This is a genomic window from Pseudomonas sp. GW822-FHT07A10, from assembly GCF_058798795.1.
On the sequence record NZ_JBXAKV010000027.1, the window covers coordinates 1 to 18,609 of the forward strand.

Genomic DNA, 18,609 nt, shown 5'->3' on the forward strand with positions numbered 1-18,609 from the left:
AACTGCGTAACTCGTTGTTTACCAAGGAGTTTTCCGTTTCGACTGCGCCGGAAGTGGGGCGAATTATAGACGTCCAGAATCTGCCGTCAACCTCTAATTTGGCTTTTCTATCAATAGCTTGCAAAAAGCCGGAAAACCGCCCGCTTTTCTTCTATAAAGGAGAGCAAAACCACTCCCTCTATATATAAGAGGACTTCAGAGCACCCCCGCCTCTTTGAAAGCAGCGACTGCACCGGCATCCAGACCCAATACCCGCTGCAAAACCTCCAGCGTGTGCTCACCCAATAAAGGAGGTGCGCTACGGTACTCCACTGGCGTCTCGGACAGGCGTATCGGGCTCGCAACTTGAGGTACGATCCCGGCCAAAGCATGAGGCAGCTCAATAGCCAACCCACGAGCCTGAACCTGAGGGTCCGCAAACACCTGGGCCAAATCATTGATCGGTCCACACGGCACGCCTGCCTGCTCCAACTGCGCCACCCATTCAGCAGTGGTCTTGAACACGGTCGCCTGGCGGATCAGCGGGATCAGCACCGCCCGATTTGCCACCCTTAACTTATTGGTCGCAAAACGCGGATCATCCGCCCACTGCGGCTGCCCGGCCACCTCCGCAAATTTGCGGAACTGCCCATCATTACCCACGGTGAGGATGAAGTCGCCATCGGCTGTAGGGAAGTCCTGATAAGGCACGATATTCGGATGGGCGTTACCCAGGCGCTTAGGCGCAATGCCCGTAGTCAGGTAGTTCATCGCCTGGTTCGCCAGACACGCCACCTGAACGTCCAGCAATGCCATATCAATGTGCTGACCGCCACCACCATGATCCCGATGAGCCAGCGCAGCCAGGATCGCTACCGTTGAATAGAGCCCAGTCAGAATGTCTGTCAGCGCCACGCCGACTTTCACCGGGCCTGCACCTTCATCTCCTTCGGGGCGACCGGTCAAACTCATCAGACCGCCCAAGCCCTGGATCATGAAGTCATAACCCGCACGCTTGGCATACGGGCCGGTCTGACCGAACCCGGTGATCGAGCAATAGATCAGCTTCGGATTGGCCACCTTTAGCGACTCGTAGTCCAGCCCATACGCCGCAAGACCACCGACCTTGAAGTTCTCGATGAGGATATCCGACTTCGCCGCCAACTCACGCACCAGCCGCTGACCCTCTGGCCGCGTGAAGTCGATGGTCACCGATTGCTTGTTGCGGTTGGCGGACAAGTAATAGGCCGCCTCGCTAGTGTTCTCGCCATACGCGTCTTTAAGGAACGGAGGCCCCCAGGCACGCGTGTCATCGCCATTGCCCGGGCGCTCGACCTTGATGACGTCAGCGCCAAGGTCCGCAAGGATCTGCCCGGCCCAAGGCCCGGCGAGCACCCGCGACAAATCCAGTACCCGTAGATGCGAAAGCGCGCCCATGGCCGTTCTCCTATTAATAGAACGCCTGGAGGCCGGTCTGCGCGCGACCGAGGATCAGCGCATGGACGTCATGCGTACCTTCATAGGTATTCACCACTTCGAGGTTGACCAGGTGGCGGGCCACACCGAACTCATCGGAGATACCATTGCCACCCAGCATGTCGCGCGCCATGCGGGCGATGTCGAGGGACTTGCCGCAGGAGTTGCGCTTCATCATCGAAGTGATCTCGACCGCGGCAGTGCCTTCATCTTTCATACGCCCCAGACGCAGGCAGCCTTGCAGCGCCAGAGTGATTTCGGTCTGCATGTCGGCCAGCTTCTTCTGGATCAATTGAGTGGCCGCCAATGGACGACCAAACTGCTGACGATCCAGGGTGTACTGGCGAGCGGTGTGCCAGCAGAACTCGGCAGCGCCCAGTGCGCCCCAGGAAATGCCGTAACGCGCCGAGTTAAGGCAGGTAAAAGGGCCTTTCAAACCACGGACATCCGGGAAGATGTTCTCTTCAGGAACAAACACGTTGTCCATGACGATTTCGCCGGTGATGGATGCACGCAAGCCGACCTTGCCGTGAATCGCCGGAGCGCTCAGACCTTTCCAGCCCTTCTCCAGTACAAAGCCACGAATGTCGCCCGCATCGTCCTTGGCCCAAACCACGAATACATCAGCGATCGGACTGTTGGTGATCCACATCTTGCTGCCGGTGAGGCTGTAGCCACCGTCCACTTTGCGTGCACGAGTAATCATCGCGCCCGGGTCGGAGCCGTGGTTGGGCTCGGTCAGACCGAAGCAACCAATCCATTCACCCGTGGCCAGCTTCGGCAGGTATTTCTGCTTCTGTGCTTCGGTGCCGAATTCATTGATCGGAACCATGACCAGCGAAGACTGCACACTCATCATCGAGCGATAGCCGGAGTCGACACGCTCGACCTCACGGGCAATCAGGCCGTAGCTGACATAGTTCAGGCCGCTGCCACCGTATTGCTCAGGGATGGTCGCACCCAGCAGACCCACCTCACCCATCTCACGGAAGATCGCCGGGTCAGTCTTCTCATGACGGAAAGCTTCGAGAACACGCGGTGCGAGCTTCTGCTGAGCAAACTGCTCGGCCGTGTCGCGAATCATGCGTTCTTCTTCAGTGAGCTGTTGATCCAGCAACAGGGGATCGATCCAGTTGAAGCTAGCTTTACCGCCCATGAGTGAGTCCTCTCGAATCAGGTCAAATAACGTGGATTGATCCTAGGCCGGGTTCGGCGTCCCGGCAAACGAGGTTTTCGCATACTGTTGTGCTAATTTCTCACTTCGAAACGTTGCAAAATCGCCTTTATGCAATGCATTAGTGAGGTTGACGTACATGCGCAGGAAGATCCCCAGCACAACAGCCCTGATCAGCTTTGAAGCGGCAGCGCGCCACGAGAGCTTTACCAAGGCGGCCCAGGAGCTTTCTCTCACTCAGGGAGCGATTTGCCGACAGATCGCCAGCCTCGAGGAGTTCCTCAATGTCGAGCTTTTCCGGCGTTCACGGCGCGGAGTGAAGCTGACAGAAGCCGGGCTTTCCTACAGCCGCAGGGTGGCCACCCAACTCGACGCGGTTGAACGGGACACCTTGTCAGTGATGGGCCAACAAGGAGCCAACTCGATCGAACTGGCGGTGGTTCCGACCTTCGGCACTCAATGGCTGCTGCCACGACTCAAGGATTTCCAGCACAAACACCCGGAGGTGACAGTCAACCTCACCAACCGTACGCGCCCCTTCCTGTTTGCCGACACCGACTTCGATGCCGCCATTTATTTCGGCGACGCCGACTGGCCAGGTACCGAATCCCACAGGTTAATGGGCGAGAACCCGATGCCGGTGTGCAGCCCCACGCTGCTGGGCCAAAAAACCAACCTGAGCCCCGGTGAAATCGCCGAGCTGCCCTTGCTGCAACAGACCACTCGCCCTTATGCCTGGCGCCAATGGTTCAACTCCCAGAACCTGAATATCCCGCGAGACATGACAGGACCGCGTTACGAGCTATTCTCCATGCTCGCCCAAGCAGCGATGCATGACATGGGGATCGCGCTGATTCCGCCATTCCTGATTCAACGCGAATTGGCGGAGAAGCGTCTGGTCATTGCCAATACCCAAGCACTATCGAGCATCAAGGCCTACTACCTGATGATTCCTGATCGAAAGGTCGAATCAGCCTCTTTGAAGGCTTTTCGCGATTGGCTGGTAAATCAGGCACACAGCTACAACCTAGAAGGATAAAGGCTCACACCCATTAGTTGACCGCGTAGTCAGCAAAACAAAAGCACTACAGATATAAGTATTTGTCGCATATTGACAGACTGTACCGACAAACAGCACAAACGTCCCACAAGCGTTTGAGTACGTGGCTTTGAGCCTCTATTGGCAGGCAATGACAACCTATTCACCGTGCGGATGTGTAAATTCTTGAATTTTGGCAAAAATCCTTAGAAGCCACGGCCTGCAAGGGATTTAACGGAAAGGTGCGACATTCGGTCACGGGGTGACTTGTAGTTAATTTTCCGTCACCCGTCATAATCCCTTGAAGGGCACAAAGTTCGCCTGCAAAATGCCGCGCCCCGCCCTGATTTGGCGGGATCGTGCTGATCGGCCGCCCCAGCCGCACCATCCGAAGTGCCTGGGTTTACTCAATAAGATCACGCAGGAGATTTGACGTGCACATTGGTGTTCCTCTCGAAACCCAAACGGGTGAAACACGGGTTGCTGCAACCCCGGAAACCATCAAGAAGCTGATCGGCCAGGGTCATAAGGTCACTGTACAAAGCGGCGCCGGCATTAACGCCAGCGTTGTCGACAGTGCTTATGAAGCGGCAGGCGCAACCATTGGCAGCGCCACCGATGCGTTTGGTGCCGAGCTGATTCTCAAGGTGGTCGCCCCCAGCGACAGCGAACTGACGCTGATCAAGAGCGGCACCGTCGTGGTGGGCATGCTCAACCCGTTCAGCAATGAAACCATCGCCAAACTGGCCGAATGCGGCATTACCGCGTTTGCGCTGGAAGCTGCGCCACGCACCTCCCGCGCCCAGAGCCTGGACGTGCTGTCCTCCCAAGCTAACATCGCCGGTTACAAATCCGTATTGCTGGCCGCTCACTACTACCCTCGCTTCATGCCGATGCTGATGACCGCTGCGGGCACCGTGAAAGCGGCGCGCGTGCTGATTCTCGGTGCCGGCGTGGCCGGTCTGCAGGCGATCGCCACCGCGAAACGTCTGGGTGCCGTGATCGAAGCGTCCGATGTGCGTCCTGCGGTGAAGGAGCAAATCGAATCCCTGGGTGCGAAATTCGTCGACGTGCCGTACGAAACTGATGAAGAGCGCGAATGCGCCGTCGGTGTCGGCGGTTACGCGCGTCCCATGCCGGCCAGCTGGATGCAGCGTCAGGCCCTGGCCGTACACGAACGCGCCAAGCAGGCTGATATCGTCATCACCACGGCACTGATCCCGGGCCGCAAGGCGCCGACACTACTCAGCGCCGAAACTGTGGCGCAGATGAAGCCAGGCTCGGTGGTTATCGACCTCGCCGCAGCCCAGGGCGGCAACTGCCCGCTGACCGTGGCGGACCAGGTCGTGGTCTCGAATGGCGTGACCATTGTCGGCCCGACCAATCTGGCCGGTGCGGTGGCGGCAGACGCTTCGGCGCTGTACGCACGCAACCTGCTGGACTTCCTGAAGCTGGTCTTCAACAAGGAAGGCCAGTTCGAAGTGAACCTAGAAGACGACATCGTCGCCGCGTGCCTGATGTGCCGCGACGGCCAAGTCATCCGCAAAAACGCCTAAGCAGGGATTCAGACGATGGAAGAGCTTATCTCCCCCGGTATCTACAACCTGATCATCTTCGTGCTGGCGATTTATGTCGGTTATCACGTGGTCTGGAACGTTACACCTGCACTGCACACGCCATTGATGGCGGTGACCAACGCCATTTCGGCGATTGTGATTGTCGGCGCGATGCTGGCGGCCGCTTTGACCGTAACACCATTGGGCAAAACCATGGGCACCCTGGCGGTGGCTCTGGCGGCCGTGAACGTGTTCGGTGGTTTCCTGGTCACCCGTCGCATGCTTGAGATGTTCAAGAAAAAAGCCCCGAAAGCCGTACAAGAAGAGGCGCCCAAGTAATGAGCATGAATCTGGTAACGACGCTGTACCTGATCGCGTCGATCTGCTTCATCCAGGCCCTCAAAGGCCTGTCGCACCCGACCACGTCGCGGCGCGGCAACGTGTACGGCATGCTCGGCATGGCCTTGGCGATCCTCACCACCATCGGTCTCATCTATAAGCTGGCGGCGCTCTCCATTGAGCAAGGCGGTGCTACCGCCGGCATCGGCTACGTCATCGTCGGTCTGCTGGCCGGCGGTACCGCCGGTTCGATCATGGCCAAGCGCGTTGAAATGACCAAAATGCCGGAGCTGGTCGCCTTCATGCACAGCATGATCGGTCTGGCAGCGGTGTTCATCGCCATTGCAGCCGTCGTCGAGCCGCAATCGTTGGGCATCGTTAAACATCTGGGCGATTCGATTCCGGCGGGTAACCGTCTGGAGCTGTTCCTCGGCGCGGCCATCGGTGCAATCACCTTCTCCGGTTCGGTGATCGCGTTTGGCAAGCTGTCGGGCAAGTACAAGTTCCGCCTGTTCCAGGGCGCACCAGTACAGTTCAGCGGTCAGCACAAACTGAACCTGCTGTTGGGTCTGGCGACGCTGGCACTGGGTGTCACGTTCATGCTGACCGGAAACTTCAGCGCCTTTGCCCTGATGCTGGCCCTGGCCTTCGTGATGGGTGTGCTGATCATCATCCCGATCGGCGGCGCCGACATGCCCGTCGTGGTGTCGATGCTCAACAGCTACTCCGGTTGGGCAGCAGCGGGTATCGGCTTCTCGCTGAACAACTCGATGCTGATCATTGCCGGCTCGCTGGTGGGCTCAAGCGGTGCGATCCTCTCGTACATCATGTGCAAGGCGATGAACCGTTCGTTCTTCAACGTACTGCTCGGCGGCTTCGGCAACACCGCGGATGCTGGCCCGGCGGGCTCCAAAGAAGCCCGTCCGGTGAAATCCGGTTCGGCTGATGACGCCACCTTCCTGCTGACCAACGCCGACACCGTGATCATCGTTCCAGGCTATGGCCTGGCGGTAGCACGGGCGCAGCACGCGCTTAAAGAGCTAACCGAGAAACTGAGCCACCGCGGCGTAACCGTGAAGTATGCGATTCACCCGGTTGCCGGCCGGATGCCTGGCCACATGAACGTATTGCTGGCCGAGGCCGAAGTGCCTTACGACCAGGTGTTCGAGATGGAAGACATCAACTCCGAGTTCGGCCAGGCCGACGTGGTGCTGGTGCTCGGCGCCAACGACGTGGTGAACCCGGCAGCCAAGAACGACCCGAAATCGCCGATTGCCGGCATGCCGATTCTCGAAGCGTTCAAGGCCAAGACCATCATCGTCAACAAGCGCTCGATGGCCAGCGGCTATGCCGGCCTGGACAACGAGTTGTTCTATCTGGACAAGACCATGATGGTTTTCGGCGACGCCAAGAAAGTCATCGAAGACATGGTTAAAGCCGTCGAGTAAACCCCTTCGGCAACCTGAACGCCCCGACTCGTCGGGGCGTTTTTGTTTGCGTCTGTTACCGATCCTGTAAAGGTGTTTTGCCTGAAAGCACCGGAATAGACGCCCCGAATGCGACCTTGGTAGCGGGACGGGCACCGCTCGAATTCACTAGACTGCGCACCTTGCTTCCGTTGCCCGAGATAACAATCATGTACCGTGACCGTATTCGCTTGCCTTCATTGTTGGACAAGGTAATGAGCGCCGCCGACGCTGCCGCTCTGATTCAGGACGGCATGACCGTCGGCATGAGCGGCTTTACCCGAGCCGGCGAAGCCAAGGCCGTGCCTCATGCACTGGCCGAGCGCGCCAAGGTCACGCCGCTGAAAATAAGCTTGATGACCGGCGCCAGCCTGGGCAACGACCTCGACAAACAGCTGACTGAAGCCGGTGTACTGTCGCGACGCATGCCGTTCCAGGTGGACAGCACTCTGCGCAAGGCGATCAATGCCGGCGAAGTCATGTTCATCGACCAGCACCTGTCGGAAACCGTAGAGCAGCTGCGTAACCAGCAACTCAAGCTGCCGGACATCGCGGTGATCGAAGCCGTGGCGATCACCGAGCAGGGCCATATAGTGCCGACCACTTCGGTAGGCAACTCGGCCAGCTTCGCGATTTTCGCCAAACACGTGATCGTCGAGATCAATCTGGCGCACAACCCGAATCTCGAAGGCTTGCACGACATCTATATCCCTACCTACCGGCCTACCCGCACGCCTATTCCACTGGTGAAGGTCGATGACCGTATCGGCAGCACTGCCATCCCGATACCGCCGGAAAAAATCGTCGCGATCGTGATCACTAATCAATCCGACTCGCCCTCTACTGTGCTGCCGCCGGATGTGGACACCCAGGCCATCGCCGACCACCTGATCGACTTCTTCAAGCAAGAAGTGGCTGCCGGTCGCATGACCAACAAACTCGGCCCGCTGCAAGCCGGTATTGGCAGTATCGCCAACGCGGTGATGTGCGGCTTGATCGACTCGCCATTCGAAGACCTGACTATGTACTCCGAAGTGCTGCAGGATTCGACTTTCGATTTGATCGACGCCGGCAAGTTGAGCTTCGCTTCGGGCAGTTCGATCACCCTGTCGAGCCGGCGCAATGCCGATGTATTCGGGAATCTGGAGCACTATAAGGACAAGCTGGTGCTGCGCCCCCAGGAAATCTCCAATCACCCCGAAGTGGTGCGGCGCCTGGGCATCATCGGCATCAACACTGCGCTGGAGTTCGACCTGTACGGCAACGTCAACTCCACTCACGTCTGCGGCACGCGGATGATGAATGGCATCGGCGGCTCGGGCGACTTCGCGCGCAATGCGCACCTGGCGATTTTTGTCACCAAGTCGATCGCCAAGGGCGGGGCGATTTCCAGCGTGGTTCCCATGGTCAGCCACGTCGATCACACAGAACATGACGTCGATATTCTCGTGACCGAGATCGGCCTGGCCGACCTCCGAGGCCTGGCGCCGCGTGAGCGTGCCCGCGTCATTATCGATAACTGTGTTCACCCGGACTATCGCCCGGCCCTGAATGACTACTTCACTGCTGCTTGCGCAGTCGGCGGGCATACCCCGCATATCCTGCGTGACGCACTGAGCTGGCACATGAACCTGGAAGAAACCGGGCGCATGCTGGCGGTGTAATTGATACAGATAGCAGCTGACGCAAACACAGTTTCGTCAGCTCGCTGTTGCAGCATTCTTTTCAATCAAAAACTGTACTGCTGTACCGGTCTTTTCCTACCGTAATTGCCTACCTTTTCCAGCCTAACCCCTATAAATGCACCACAATGGTGCCGATAGGTACAGTTGCCTCAATTTAGACCAGTACACCACCGTTTAACAGTTAACTGGTCTCTCACAATACAGGTGAACTGTATCTACAGAGACTGGCCAAACGAGAGGATCATTGGCATCAGTCAAAGTTAAACCACTACCTAATCCCGCCATAAGCGGAAGGATGTCAACCATGGAACGTACACTCAGTTCCGAGCTGTTCTTCGAAGACACTGCTGCAAAAACCCAGGCTTCCCTGCCTTTGCGCGTTATCGCCAACCTGATGCTGTGGCAGCGCCGCATCTCCAGCCGCCATCAACTGGCTCGCCTGGATTCGCGTCTGCTGGCTGACGCCGGGATTAGCGAAGCACAACGCTACGAAGAGCTGAGCAAGCCGTTCTGGCGCTAAGTTAGCGTCGCTGGCTCTGACCCACCGGGTCCACCGCCAGCAACCCGAATTGAACAAACAGAACCCGTCGTGGGAAACCACGACGGGTTTTGTCGTTTCAGGGCTTCATATTGGGGGCGTACAGAAGAGAAAATCACCGACAGTTACAGTTTTTAAATATATAAAAACAACCAGTACAGTTTATTTTATGTGTGTCTGCGCTCGCCTGCATGAACAAGCGGGACTGTTCTAACCGATGTATGCAGGCCTAATATCTGTATAAAACGTGGCGAACGCTTTAAGACGACAGGCGTCTGATCCTGTGCCACCTCTCTATCGGTCTATCCAAAGGAGCTACCTCATGTCCCCCCTTCGCCTGCTCAGCGCTGCAGCCCTGCTTGCCATGGCTGCCAATGCCCACGCCTCCAGTTTTATCGTGACCACCGACTCCATCGTTAATGGCCTGAAGGCTTCCTCCGACGCGACTTCGGATATCTCGTCCTCCTTTCGCGACAACAAAATCGTCCGTGCTGCCCGTGACGATGCCGCCAGCTTCGTTGCCAGTGAAGGTGCCATCCGTGGCGTGAAACTGGAAAGCGCGCTCAACCATATCCGCCAACAGGCTCCACAACTGAATGCGACCGACGCACAGCTGGCCCAGGCCATCCTGACGATCTAGGCAACTGCGCTGAACCGGGACACGCCCGTCGTGTCCCAATGTTTCGGCGCTGGCTCTAGCCCGGGCATTGCGCTAGCCTTGGGGCTCGCTTTCAGCTATCGAGCCTCATGCGTTTTCTTTCAAGTCTGTTGATCACTCCGGTTTTTCTCGCGGCCTGCTGGTCGGGTTCAGCCCATGCCTTCGACGCTTTCAACCTGTCTACACAAGGCACCGTAGCCAGTGGTTACGCCACCAGCATGGTGACCTCCGCGCCCTTCGACCATAAAATGCTGATCGCCGCCCGGGATGACGCTGCAGCGTTCATCGCCAGTGACGGCCAACTGCGAGGAGCACAACTGGAATCGGCCTTGATCTACCTGCGCCGGACCCAGCCAAAACTTCATGCCAGCGACCTTGAACTGGCGCAGGCAATTCTCGTCCAATAGTTATCCTTGTTTCTCCGGAGTCACTCCATGCGTAGCCCGCTGATTGCTGCCACCCTTGGCCTGCTGTTGTTGGCCGACGTGGCCCAGGCCCACACCCTGGTAGCCACCAGTAACATGATCATTCGTGCCTCCCAGCGCACGCTTGATTTCACTTCCGATACCACCACGTCCATCCGTGATTCGAAGATCGTCCGTGAAGCCCACGACGATGCGGCCAGTTTCGTCGCCAGCGAGGGTGAAATCCGTGGTGCACACCTGGAAGCGGCCTTCGACACCTTGCGCACCCGCGTACCGGAAGCCCGCGACGCCAGTGATCAGGTTCTCGCCGAAGCCATCCTCGCACTGTGAAATCACTAAGCGCCTGGCTGCTGGCCGGGGTTGTGTTGCTGCTTGGCAACACGGCCCAGGCCGGCCTGCAATTACGGCTCAAGACCGAAGGCCTGAGCCCCGCGCAACAGCAGGCCAGTCAGGCGCTGCTCGATGAAGCCATGCAGGCGTTACCGCCACGCTTCATCGAGCAGCTGGACCGGCACATCGATGTCGGCTGGACCGACAACATGCCGAGCAATGCCTATGGCCAGGCATCGCTGGTGTCCGAGCTCGACCTGAATCGCAACCTGCTCGCCAGCCTCACCGACGGCAGCGCCGCGACCAAAAAAACCTATCGTCCCCACGGCACCGTGCGCCAGGAACTGCTCGCCACGGTGTTGCACGAGCTCACCCACATCTACGACCGCGCACGCCTGTGGCCGGACGCCGAGCGCACACTGATCCAGCGCTGCACACAACGTAACAGCAGCTCCGGACTGATCGGCATCCCGGATCAGTGCCGCGGACAGACCGACCGACGCTGGACCCTCAGCGACGACCCTCGCCTGCTCGATCTGGCCGGCTGGCCGCAATACGTCGGTCGGCGCGGTGAGCGCGAACAGCACAACCGGCAGATTGCCCGCAGCCCGGACATCTACGAGACGAGCAGCCCGAAGGAGTTCGTCGCGGTCAACATGGAGTACTTCCTCCTCGACCCAAGCTATGCCTGCCGTCGCCCTGCGCTGTATCGCTACTACAAAGAACACTTCGGCTGGGCGCCCGCCGCCAAAGACACCTGCGCCCGATCATTCGCCTTCCTCAATGCGGGTAACGATTTCGCCAAACAGCCCTTGGGCCAGGTCGATCCGGAACGGGTGTATGCCGTCGACTATCTGCTGGCAGAAGCCAACCAGAACTGGGTCAGCCGCTGGGGTCACAGCATGCTGCGACTGGTGATCTGCGCGCCCGGTCGGCCTCGCGGGCCGGATTGCCGCCTCGATCTGGATCAACATCTGGTGCTGTCCTACCGCGCCTTCGTCGGCGACGTACAGTTGTCGAGTTGGGATGGGCTGGTGGGCAAATACCCATCGCGCCTGTTTGTGTTGCCGCTGGCCCAGGTGATCGACGAATACACCAAGACCGAACTGCGCAGCCTGGCCTCGGTACCGCTGAACCTGTCGCGCAGCGAGATCGAAGATGTGGTGGAACACGCCGCCGAGATGCACTGGAGTTACGACGGCAATTACTTCTTCCTGTCCAACAACTGCGCCGTGGAAAGCCTGAAACTGCTGCGCAGCGGCAGCAATAACGCCCAGTTGACAGGGCTCGACAGCATCATGCCCAACGGCTTGCTGGAAGTACTCAAGAGCCGCGGACTGGCGGATACCAGCGTGCTCGACGACCCTCGCGAAGCGTTACGCCTGGGCTATCGCTTCGACTCCTTCCGCGAGCGTTATCAAGCGATGTTCGAGGTGCTGAAAAAGCATTTGCCGATCAAGCAGGAAAAGGTCGAAGACTGGCTGGCATTGAAAGCTGATGAGCGCCGCAAATGGATTGACCAGGCGGACCTGCGCACCAGCGCGGCATTGCTGTTACTGGAGCAGGCGAGCTTCCGCCAACAATTAGTGTTGGCTCAGGACGAAGTCAAACAGCGCTACCTGGGCGCTCGGGAATTGAATAACGGCGGTATGGATAAAGCCAACGCGACCTTGCAGCAGATTCTCGCCAATAGCGGCTTCCTCAGCCGTCCGGCCGAACTGCTCGGCACTGGTGGCTATGGCTTGCCGCAGCCGAACGAGTGGACACGCCTGGAGTCGGAAAGCAATCTGCGTCAGAAGCAGCTTCAAGTGCTGACCGGGGACCTCGACAAGGAAGTGCGAGCGCTGCTCGAGCCAAGCCGCGCTGCTGAAATGGCCGCCAACGAAGAGAACCTGAAACAGGTTGGCGAACATTTGAGGAAGTTGCACAAGGCTGCGGGTGGGTTGGAGTTGCCCTGAAAGCAAAAAGGGCTTCAGAACGTAGTCCTGAAGCCCTCGGTCTTGCTGTATGTGCTGTGCCGCGAGGCACTAATTCCTCTCTTACTTTCAGCTGACCCGCGCTTTACGCACGCCATCGGACAAGGCCGCGCACAGGCTGAGTACGCCCTCCACAGCCTGATCCGGGGTCGAGGCGTTGGCGATGTGATCGATCAGCGCCGATCCCACCACCACACCATCGGCCAGACGCGCGATGGCCGCTGCCTGTTCCGGTGTGCGAATACCGAAGCCGATACTGATCGGCAGATCGGTATGGCGACGCAGACGGGTGACGGCCTCTTCGACATGTTCCAGAGTCGCCGCACCCGCACCGGTCACACCCGCTACCGACACGTAGTAAACAAATCCGGAACTGCCATTCAGAACGGTCGGCAGACGCCCATCGTCAGTCGTCGGAGTGGTCAGACGGATGAAGTCCAGGCCCGCCGCCTGTGCCGGGTCGCACAATTCAGCGTTATGTTCTGGCGGCATGTCGACCACGATCAGGCCATCGACACCGGCTTCTTTGGCTTCAGCGATGAAACGCGGCACGCCGTACATGTGAATCGGGTTGAAGTAACCCATCAACACCAGCGGAGTCTCGCTGTTGCCTTCGCGGAACTCGCGAACCATTTGCAGGGTTTTCGCCAGGTTCTGTTTGGCGCCCAAAGCACGGATGTTGGCCAGCTGGATCGCCGGGCCGTCGGCCATCGGATCGGTGAAGGGCATGCCCAACTCGATCACATCAGCACCAGCACCGGGCAAACCTTTGAGGATCGCCAGGGACGTGTCATAGCTCGGATCGCCGGCGGTCACGAAGGTCACCAGGGCGGCGCGGTTCTGTTCCTTGAGTTCGGCAAAACGCGTTTGCAGGCGGCTCATCAGTGTTTCTCCTGCTTGGACTGCACTTGTTGAGAGTTTTCCATGTGGTGCATCACGGTTTGCATGTCTTTGTCGCCACGGCCGGACAGGTTGACCACCATCAGGTGATCTTTCGGCAGGGTCGGTGCGCGCTTGAACACTTCGGCCAAGGCATGGGCGCTTTCCAGTGCAGGAATAATCCCTTCCAGGCGGCAGCACTTATGGAATGCGTCGAGGGCTTCGTCGTCGGTCACCGAGGTGTACTGGACGCGGCCGATGTCATGCAACCAGGCGTGTTCAGGGCCGATGCCTGGATAGTCGAGACCGGCTGAAATCGAGTGCGCGTCAATGATCTGGCCATCATCGTCCTGCAACAGGAACGTACGGTTACCGTGCAGCACGCCTGGTACGCCACCGTTCAGGCTGGCCGCGTGCTTGCCGGTTTCGATGCCGTAGCCGGCCGCTTCGACGCCGATGATCTCGACGCTCTTGTCATCGAGGAACGGGTGGAACAGGCCCATGGCATTGGAACCGCCGCCGATGCACGCCACCAGGCTGTCTGGCAGACGACCTTCCTGGGCTTGCAACTGCTCGCGGGTTTCCTTGCCGATGACGGCCTGGAAGTCGCGAACCATGGCCGGGTACGGGTGCGGACCGGCCACGGTGCCTATCAGGTAGAAAGTGCTGTCGACGTTGGTCACCCAGTCACGCAGGGCTTCGTTCATTGCGTCTTTGAGGGTGCCGGTGCCCGCGACTACCGGGATCACTTCGGCGCCCAGCAGCTTCATGCGAAACACGTTGGCTTGCTGACGTTCGATGTCAGTGGTGCCCATGTAGATCACGCATTCGAGGCCGAAACGCGCGGCCACGGTGGCGGTCGCCACACCGTGCATGCCGGCGCCGGTCTCGGCGATGATGCGTTTCTTGCCCATGCGCCGCGCCAGCAGGATCTGGCCGATGCAGTTGTTGATCTTGTGCGCGCCGGTGTGGTTCAGCTCTTCGCGCTTGAGGTAAATTTTCGCGCCACCGCAGAACTCAGTCAGGCGTTCGGCGAAATACAGTGGGCTTGGACGTCCGACGTAATCACGCTGAAAGTAGGCCAATTCTTCTTTGAATGCCGGATCTTCCTTGGCTGCTTCGTATTCACGGGCCAGATCGAGGATCAACGGCATCAGGGTTTCGGCGACGTAACGGCCACCGAACGCGCCAAACAGGCCGTTGGCGTCGGGGCCGTTGCGCAGATTAGTCTGGGTCATGGGTCGCTCCAGTTGTATTCGAGAGGTGACGATGGGGTTCACTCTACCCCTGACATCCCACGCTGAAAACCGATAAGATCGCCGCAACCTGTCAGGAAAACTCACAGATCCCATGAGCCATGACCTCCCCCCGCTGAACGCGCTTCGCGCCTTCGAAGCCACTGCCCGCCTGAACAGCGTCAGTCAGGCTGCCGAACAGCTGCACGTCACCCATGGCGCGGTCAGCCGGCAACTCAAGGTACTGGAGGAACACCTCGGCGTGAGCCTTTTCATCAAGGATGGACGCGGCCTTAAACTCACAGATGCCGGCGTTCGATTGCGCGATGCCAGCGGCGAAGCCTTCGAGCGTTTGCGCAGCGTTTGCGCCGAGCTGACCCAAAGCACCGCCGATGCGCCGTTCGTGCTCGGCTGCTCGGGCAGTCTTTTGGCGCGCTGGTTCATTCCGCGTTTGGGGCGCCTGAATGCGGACCTGCCGGATCTGCGCTTGCACCTGTCGGCTGGCGAAGGCGATCTCGATCCACGACGACCCGGTCTGGATGCCCTGCTGGTGTTTGCCGAGCCGCCATGGCCGGCAGATATGCAGGTCTACGAGTTAGTGAGCGAACGAATCGGCCCGGTCATGAGCCCGCGATTTGCCGGCTACGAAAGGCTACGAAACGCACCAGCAAGCACACTGTTGAGCGAACCCTTGCTGCACACCACCTCACGTCCGCAAGCCTGGCCGATCTGGGCACAGCAAAGCGGCCTCGACGACAAGGCGCTGAAGTACGGTCAGGGCTTCGAGCATTTGTATTATTTGCTGGAAGCGGCAGTGGCCGGGCTGGGCGTGGCCATCGCGCCCGAGCCGCTGGTGGCCGAAGACGTGAAGGCCGGTCGCCTGGTTGCGCCATGGGGCTTCCGTGAAACCCCGGCGCAACTGGCGTTGTGGCTCCCCAAGCGCGCCGCGGACGGGCGCGCTCGGCAGTTGGCGCAGTGGCTTAAAAACGAACTGCGCCAGACACCTTAATGACCACGCTTGAACAATAAGTAGGCCGCGAGCAATCCCAGCGCACCAACGGCAACACCGGCTGTAGTCCAAGGGTGTTCCTGGGCGTAGTCACGTGTCGCGATTCCGGTTTCACGGGTTTTGACCTTGACCTCTTCATAGGCATCGGCAAGCAGATGGCGCGAGTGTTTCAGCGCGTTCTCAGCGTTGCTTTTCAACGTCTTGAGAGTTTTACGCGACTCGTCCGAGGCGTCGTCCTTCAAGCTTTCCAACGATTTCAACAGACTCTCGATCTCGGCTTCCATGCTTTGCAATGAGGCGTTGCGTAACGACGTGTTGGCCATGATGGCTCTCCTGCATTGTTGATGAGTGACGTGTGTTGGTTGGGACTTCAGGGGTTCGAGAAAGTGCAGTAAATCTGAACGTCACTACGGATTGGTCGACAGAAGAAATCAGAAAAATCACTGCTAGGCTGTATTTCACACCTCAAGGAGAACGCCATGTCTGACCATCACACCTACAAGAAAGTCGAACTGGTTGGCTCGTCCACCAGCAGCATTGAAGACGCCATCAACAACGCCCTGGCCGAAGCCAACAAAAGCCTCAAGTACATGGAATGGTTTGAAGTGACCGAAACCCGCGGGCATATCAAGGACGGCAAAGCTGCACACTTCCAGGTGACACTCAAAGTCGGGTTCCGGATTGCCAGCAGCTGAGTTTGAGCCAGCCGTCTGAACTTGCGCGCCGACTGAATGCCATAGGAAACAGCAAAGCGCTACAGGGTGAGCGCATCCAGTCGGTAGCTGGATGCCCTCCCTCTATTGATTCGACCAAGGAGTGCAACCCATGAAGAAGTTTATTCTGGCGGTAGGTTTGTTGAGCCTTGCGGGAACAGCCTTTGCCCAGGTCAAGTCGTGTGAAGAGCTGAAAGCCGAAATCGCTGCAAAACTGGACGCCAAGGGTGTTTCCAATTACTCACTGGAGATCGTCGACAAAAGCACTGCTGCCGGTGGAAAAGTCGTCGGGAAATGTGAGAAGGGCTCCAAGGTAATCGTTTACAAACAGGGCTGACTTCCCTCAATAACAAAAAGCCGACGCCACGGCGTCGGCTTTTTGTGGATGTCGTTTAAGTGTCAGCCCTTCATGACCTGCGCCAACAGTTCATAGGAGTGCACGCGATCGGCATGTTCATACAGATCACAGGTGAAAATCAGTTCATCCGCCTGGGTCTGTTCGATCAGCACCTCAAGCTTGGCGCGGATTTTCTGCGGGCTGCCGACCATCGCCAGCCCCAGGAAATCACCGACCGCTTCTTTCTCATGGGGCAGCCACAGGCCGTCCATGGTCTTCACGGGTGGGCGTTGCACCAGGCTCTGGCCACGCATCAACGCAAGAATCCGCTGGTACACCGAAGTGGCCAGGTAATCGGCCTGCTCGTCGGTGTCTGCCGCCACCAGCGGCACACCGAGCATCACGTAAGGCTTATCCAACACCGCTGATGGCTTGAAGTGATTGCGGTAGACGCGAATCGCTTCATGCATGAAGCGCGGTGCGAAATGTGAAGCGAAGGCGTAGGGCAATCCGCGCTCACCGGCCAGCTGCGCACTGAACAGGCTCGAACCCAACAACCAGACCGGGACATTGGTGCCGGTACCCGGCATGGCAATGATCCGCTGATCCGGCGTGCGTGGGCCGAGGTAGCGCATCAACTCGGCCACGTCTTCCGGGAAATCGTCGGCGCTGCCGGAACGCTCGCGACGCAAAGCGCGGGCGGTCATTTGATCGGAGCCGGGCGCGCGCCCCAGGCCCAGGTCGATCCGGCCTGGATACAGGCTTTCAAGGGTGCCGAACTGCTCGGCGATCACCAGTGGCGCATGGTTGGGCAGCATCACGCCCCCCGAACCGACGCGTATGGTCGAAGTGCCGCCGGCCAGATAGCCCAGCAGCACCGAGGTCGCCGAACTGGCGATCCCGTCCATATTGTGGTGTTCGGCGACCCAGAAGCGGTTGTAGCCGAATTTTTCGACGTGCTGCGCCAGGTCCAGGGAATTGCGCAGAGACTGGGCCGCACTGCCGTTCTCGCGCACGGGCACCAGATCGAGGGTCGAAAACTTGATCTCAGACAGTCGTTTCATAAACCTGCTTCTCCAATGGGTAAGCAGGTTTTTCACCAACGAAAACCTGCCGAGGCTATAAGCGTGTTCTATGCAATGAGGGCATATACCCGAGTTTCAATAGAAGAGACTAAATTCCTGCGCAATGAGCGGACTGATCGGATGAGGTGAACTTTGTCTGACGGTCTATCCTCAGAACCCTGACAACAGAAAATCACGAAGGCGTGACGGTTCGCGCCGGATTTTGAGGAGGCAGAGACATGGCTATCACAAAGAAAGCATCGGCTCATTGGGAAGGTGATCTGAAGACCGGCATCGGCACGATTTCCACGGAAACCGGTGTACTCAGAGAAGCGCCCTACGGCTTCAAGGCCCGTTTCGAAGGCGGTAAAGGCACCAATCCGGAGGAGTTGATCGGCGCGGCCCACGCTGGCTGTTTCTCCATGGCGTTTTCAATGATTCTCGGTGAGGCCGGCCTCAAGGCCGACAGCATCGACACCAACGCCGAAGTTACCCTGGACCAGGTGGACGGTGGCTTTGCAATCACCGCGGTGAAACTGATCCTCAAGGCGAAAATCCCCGGGGCGACCCAGGCGCAATTCGAAGAACTGAGCAACAAGGCCAAAGAGGGCTGCCCGGTGTCCAAGGTGCTGAATGCGAAAATCAGCCTGGATGCGACGCTGGTCAGCTAAACCGATAAAAGATCGCAGCCGTCGGCAGCGCCTGGATTATTGATTGATCGGTAGGCGCTG

21 protein-coding genes are annotated in these 18,609 nt (G+C 58.6%); 15 read left to right on the forward strand and 6 right to left on the reverse strand.

The genetic code is table 11. The annotated features are described in order from the left end of the window. Positions 1–188 (forward strand): hypothetical protein (locus tag AC1RL4_RS28510; RefSeq protein WP_493120658.1); only part of this gene is annotated, 188 nt, incomplete at its 5' end. 7 nt (positions 189–195) lie between these two features. On the opposite strand, the gene AC1RL4_RS28515 is transcribed toward AC1RL4_RS28510, so the two are convergent. Next, positions 196–1,416: a CaiB/BaiF CoA transferase family protein gene (locus AC1RL4_RS28515; protein ID WP_028940048.1), complete on the reverse strand. Its 1,221-nt coding sequence runs from the start codon at positions 1,414–1,416 to the stop codon at positions 196–198. 13 nt (positions 1,417–1,429) lie between these two features. Continuing rightward, positions 1,430–2,611 (reverse strand): acyl-CoA dehydrogenase, encoded by a 1,182-nt coding sequence (locus AC1RL4_RS28520; protein WP_019580269.1) that lies wholly within the window; start codon positions 2,609–2,611, stop codon positions 1,430–1,432. A gap of 157 nt (positions 2,612–2,768) precedes the next feature. On the opposite strand from AC1RL4_RS28520, the gene AC1RL4_RS28525 reads away from it, so the two are divergent. From AC1RL4_RS28525 to AC1RL4_RS28570, 10 genes are all read left to right on the forward strand, one after another. Continuing rightward, the gene (locus AC1RL4_RS28525) at positions 2,769–3,668 is read left to right on the forward strand and encodes a LysR family transcriptional regulator (protein ID WP_018927227.1); all 900 of its coding nucleotides are present in this window, start codon (positions 2,769–2,771) and stop codon (positions 3,666–3,668) included. Positions 3,669–4,102: 434 nt separating this feature from the next. Then, a complete protein-coding gene (locus tag AC1RL4_RS28530) occupies positions 4,103–5,224 on the forward strand; it encodes a Re/Si-specific NAD(P)(+) transhydrogenase subunit alpha (protein WP_019580270.1) in 1,122 nt (373 codons plus the stop codon). A 15-nt stretch (positions 5,225–5,239) separates the two neighbouring features. Continuing rightward, entirely contained in the window at positions 5,240–5,563 is a 324-nt protein-coding gene (locus AC1RL4_RS28535; protein WP_007940759.1) for an NAD(P) transhydrogenase subunit alpha part 2, read from the forward strand. Further along, positions 5,563–7,011 carry an NAD(P)(+) transhydrogenase (Re/Si-specific) subunit beta gene (locus AC1RL4_RS28540; RefSeq protein ID WP_019580271.1) on the forward strand — a complete coding sequence of 483 codons (1,449 nt, stop codon included), beginning with the start codon at positions 5,563–5,565 and terminating at the stop codon, positions 7,009–7,011. The genes AC1RL4_RS28535 and AC1RL4_RS28540 overlap by 1 nt, the downstream gene beginning before the upstream one ends. Positions 7,012–7,199: 188 nt before the next feature. Then, on the forward strand, positions 7,200–8,693 hold the full coding sequence (gene scpC / locus AC1RL4_RS28545; protein WP_019580272.1) for a succinyl-CoA:acetate CoA-transferase ScpC: 1,494 nt from the start codon (positions 7,200–7,202) through the stop codon (positions 8,691–8,693). Positions 8,694–9,018: 325 nt separating this feature from the next. Continuing rightward, on the forward strand, positions 9,019–9,234 hold the full coding sequence (locus tag AC1RL4_RS28550; RefSeq protein ID WP_018927231.1) for a DUF1127 domain-containing protein: 216 nt from the start codon (positions 9,019–9,021) through the stop codon (positions 9,232–9,234). A gap of 340 nt (positions 9,235–9,574) precedes the next feature. Next, the gene (locus AC1RL4_RS28555) at positions 9,575–9,892 is read left to right on the forward strand and encodes a DUF2388 domain-containing protein (protein WP_019580273.1); all 318 of its coding nucleotides are present in this window, start codon (positions 9,575–9,577) and stop codon (positions 9,890–9,892) included. A 107-nt stretch (positions 9,893–9,999) separates the two neighbouring features. Further along, positions 10,000–10,317, forward strand: coding sequence for a DUF2388 domain-containing protein (locus tag AC1RL4_RS28560; RefSeq protein ID WP_018927233.1), 318 nt, complete (start codon positions 10,000–10,002; stop codon positions 10,315–10,317). Between the two features lie 27 nt (positions 10,318–10,344). Then, complete coding sequence (locus tag AC1RL4_RS28565) at positions 10,345–10,665, forward strand: DUF2388 domain-containing protein (protein WP_018927234.1); 321 nt, start codon at positions 10,345–10,347, stop codon at positions 10,663–10,665. Next, positions 10,662–12,623 (forward strand): DUF7844 domain-containing protein, encoded by a 1,962-nt coding sequence (locus AC1RL4_RS28570; RefSeq protein ID WP_019580274.1) that lies wholly within the window; start codon positions 10,662–10,664, stop codon positions 12,621–12,623. Before AC1RL4_RS28565 ends, AC1RL4_RS28570 begins: the two co-directional genes overlap by 4 nt. Positions 12,624–12,710: 87 nt before the next feature. On the opposite strand, the gene trpA is transcribed toward AC1RL4_RS28570, so the two are convergent. Then, positions 12,711–13,523, reverse strand: a complete 813-nt coding sequence (gene trpA / locus AC1RL4_RS28575; protein WP_019580275.1) for a tryptophan synthase subunit alpha — start codon at positions 13,521–13,523, stop codon at positions 12,711–12,713. Beyond that, positions 13,523–14,758 carry a tryptophan synthase subunit beta gene (trpB, locus tag AC1RL4_RS28580; protein WP_018927237.1) on the reverse strand — a complete coding sequence of 412 codons (1,236 nt, stop codon included), beginning with the start codon at positions 14,756–14,758 and terminating at the stop codon, positions 13,523–13,525. Before trpB ends, trpA begins: the two co-directional genes overlap by 1 nt. Before the next feature lie 112 nt (positions 14,759–14,870). Between trpB and AC1RL4_RS28585 the strand changes: the two genes are divergently transcribed. Next, positions 14,871–15,764: a LysR family transcriptional regulator gene (locus AC1RL4_RS28585; RefSeq protein WP_018927238.1), complete on the forward strand. Its 894-nt coding sequence runs from the start codon at positions 14,871–14,873 to the stop codon at positions 15,762–15,764. Here AC1RL4_RS28585 and AC1RL4_RS28590 read toward each other — a convergent pair. After that, positions 15,761–16,087, reverse strand: coding sequence for an ElaB/YgaM/YqjD family protein (locus tag AC1RL4_RS28590; protein ID WP_019651183.1), 327 nt, complete (start codon positions 16,085–16,087; stop codon positions 15,761–15,763). The two genes, AC1RL4_RS28585 and AC1RL4_RS28590, sit on opposite strands and share 4 nt — an antisense overlap. Positions 16,088–16,243: 156 nt before the next feature. Between AC1RL4_RS28590 and AC1RL4_RS28595 the strand changes: the two genes are divergently transcribed. Next, positions 16,244–16,459, forward strand: a complete 216-nt coding sequence (locus AC1RL4_RS28595) for a dodecin (protein WP_018927240.1) — start codon at positions 16,244–16,246, stop codon at positions 16,457–16,459. A gap of 130 nt (positions 16,460–16,589) precedes the next feature. Next, the gene (locus tag AC1RL4_RS28600; RefSeq protein WP_230175614.1) at positions 16,590–16,814 is read left to right on the forward strand and encodes a DUF1161 domain-containing protein; all 225 of its coding nucleotides are present in this window, start codon (positions 16,590–16,592) and stop codon (positions 16,812–16,814) included. Between the two features lie 62 nt (positions 16,815–16,876). Here AC1RL4_RS28600 and AC1RL4_RS28605 read toward each other — a convergent pair whose 3' ends face one another. Beyond that, positions 16,877–17,878, reverse strand: a complete 1,002-nt coding sequence (locus tag AC1RL4_RS28605; RefSeq protein ID WP_064615703.1) for an LLM class flavin-dependent oxidoreductase — start codon at positions 17,876–17,878, stop codon at positions 16,877–16,879. Between the two features lie 239 nt (positions 17,879–18,117). Between AC1RL4_RS28605 and AC1RL4_RS28610 the strand changes: the two genes are divergently transcribed. Further along, complete coding sequence (locus AC1RL4_RS28610; protein ID WP_019580279.1) at positions 18,118–18,549, forward strand: OsmC family protein; 432 nt, start codon at positions 18,118–18,120, stop codon at positions 18,547–18,549. Positions 18,550–18,609: the final 60 nt, after the last annotated feature.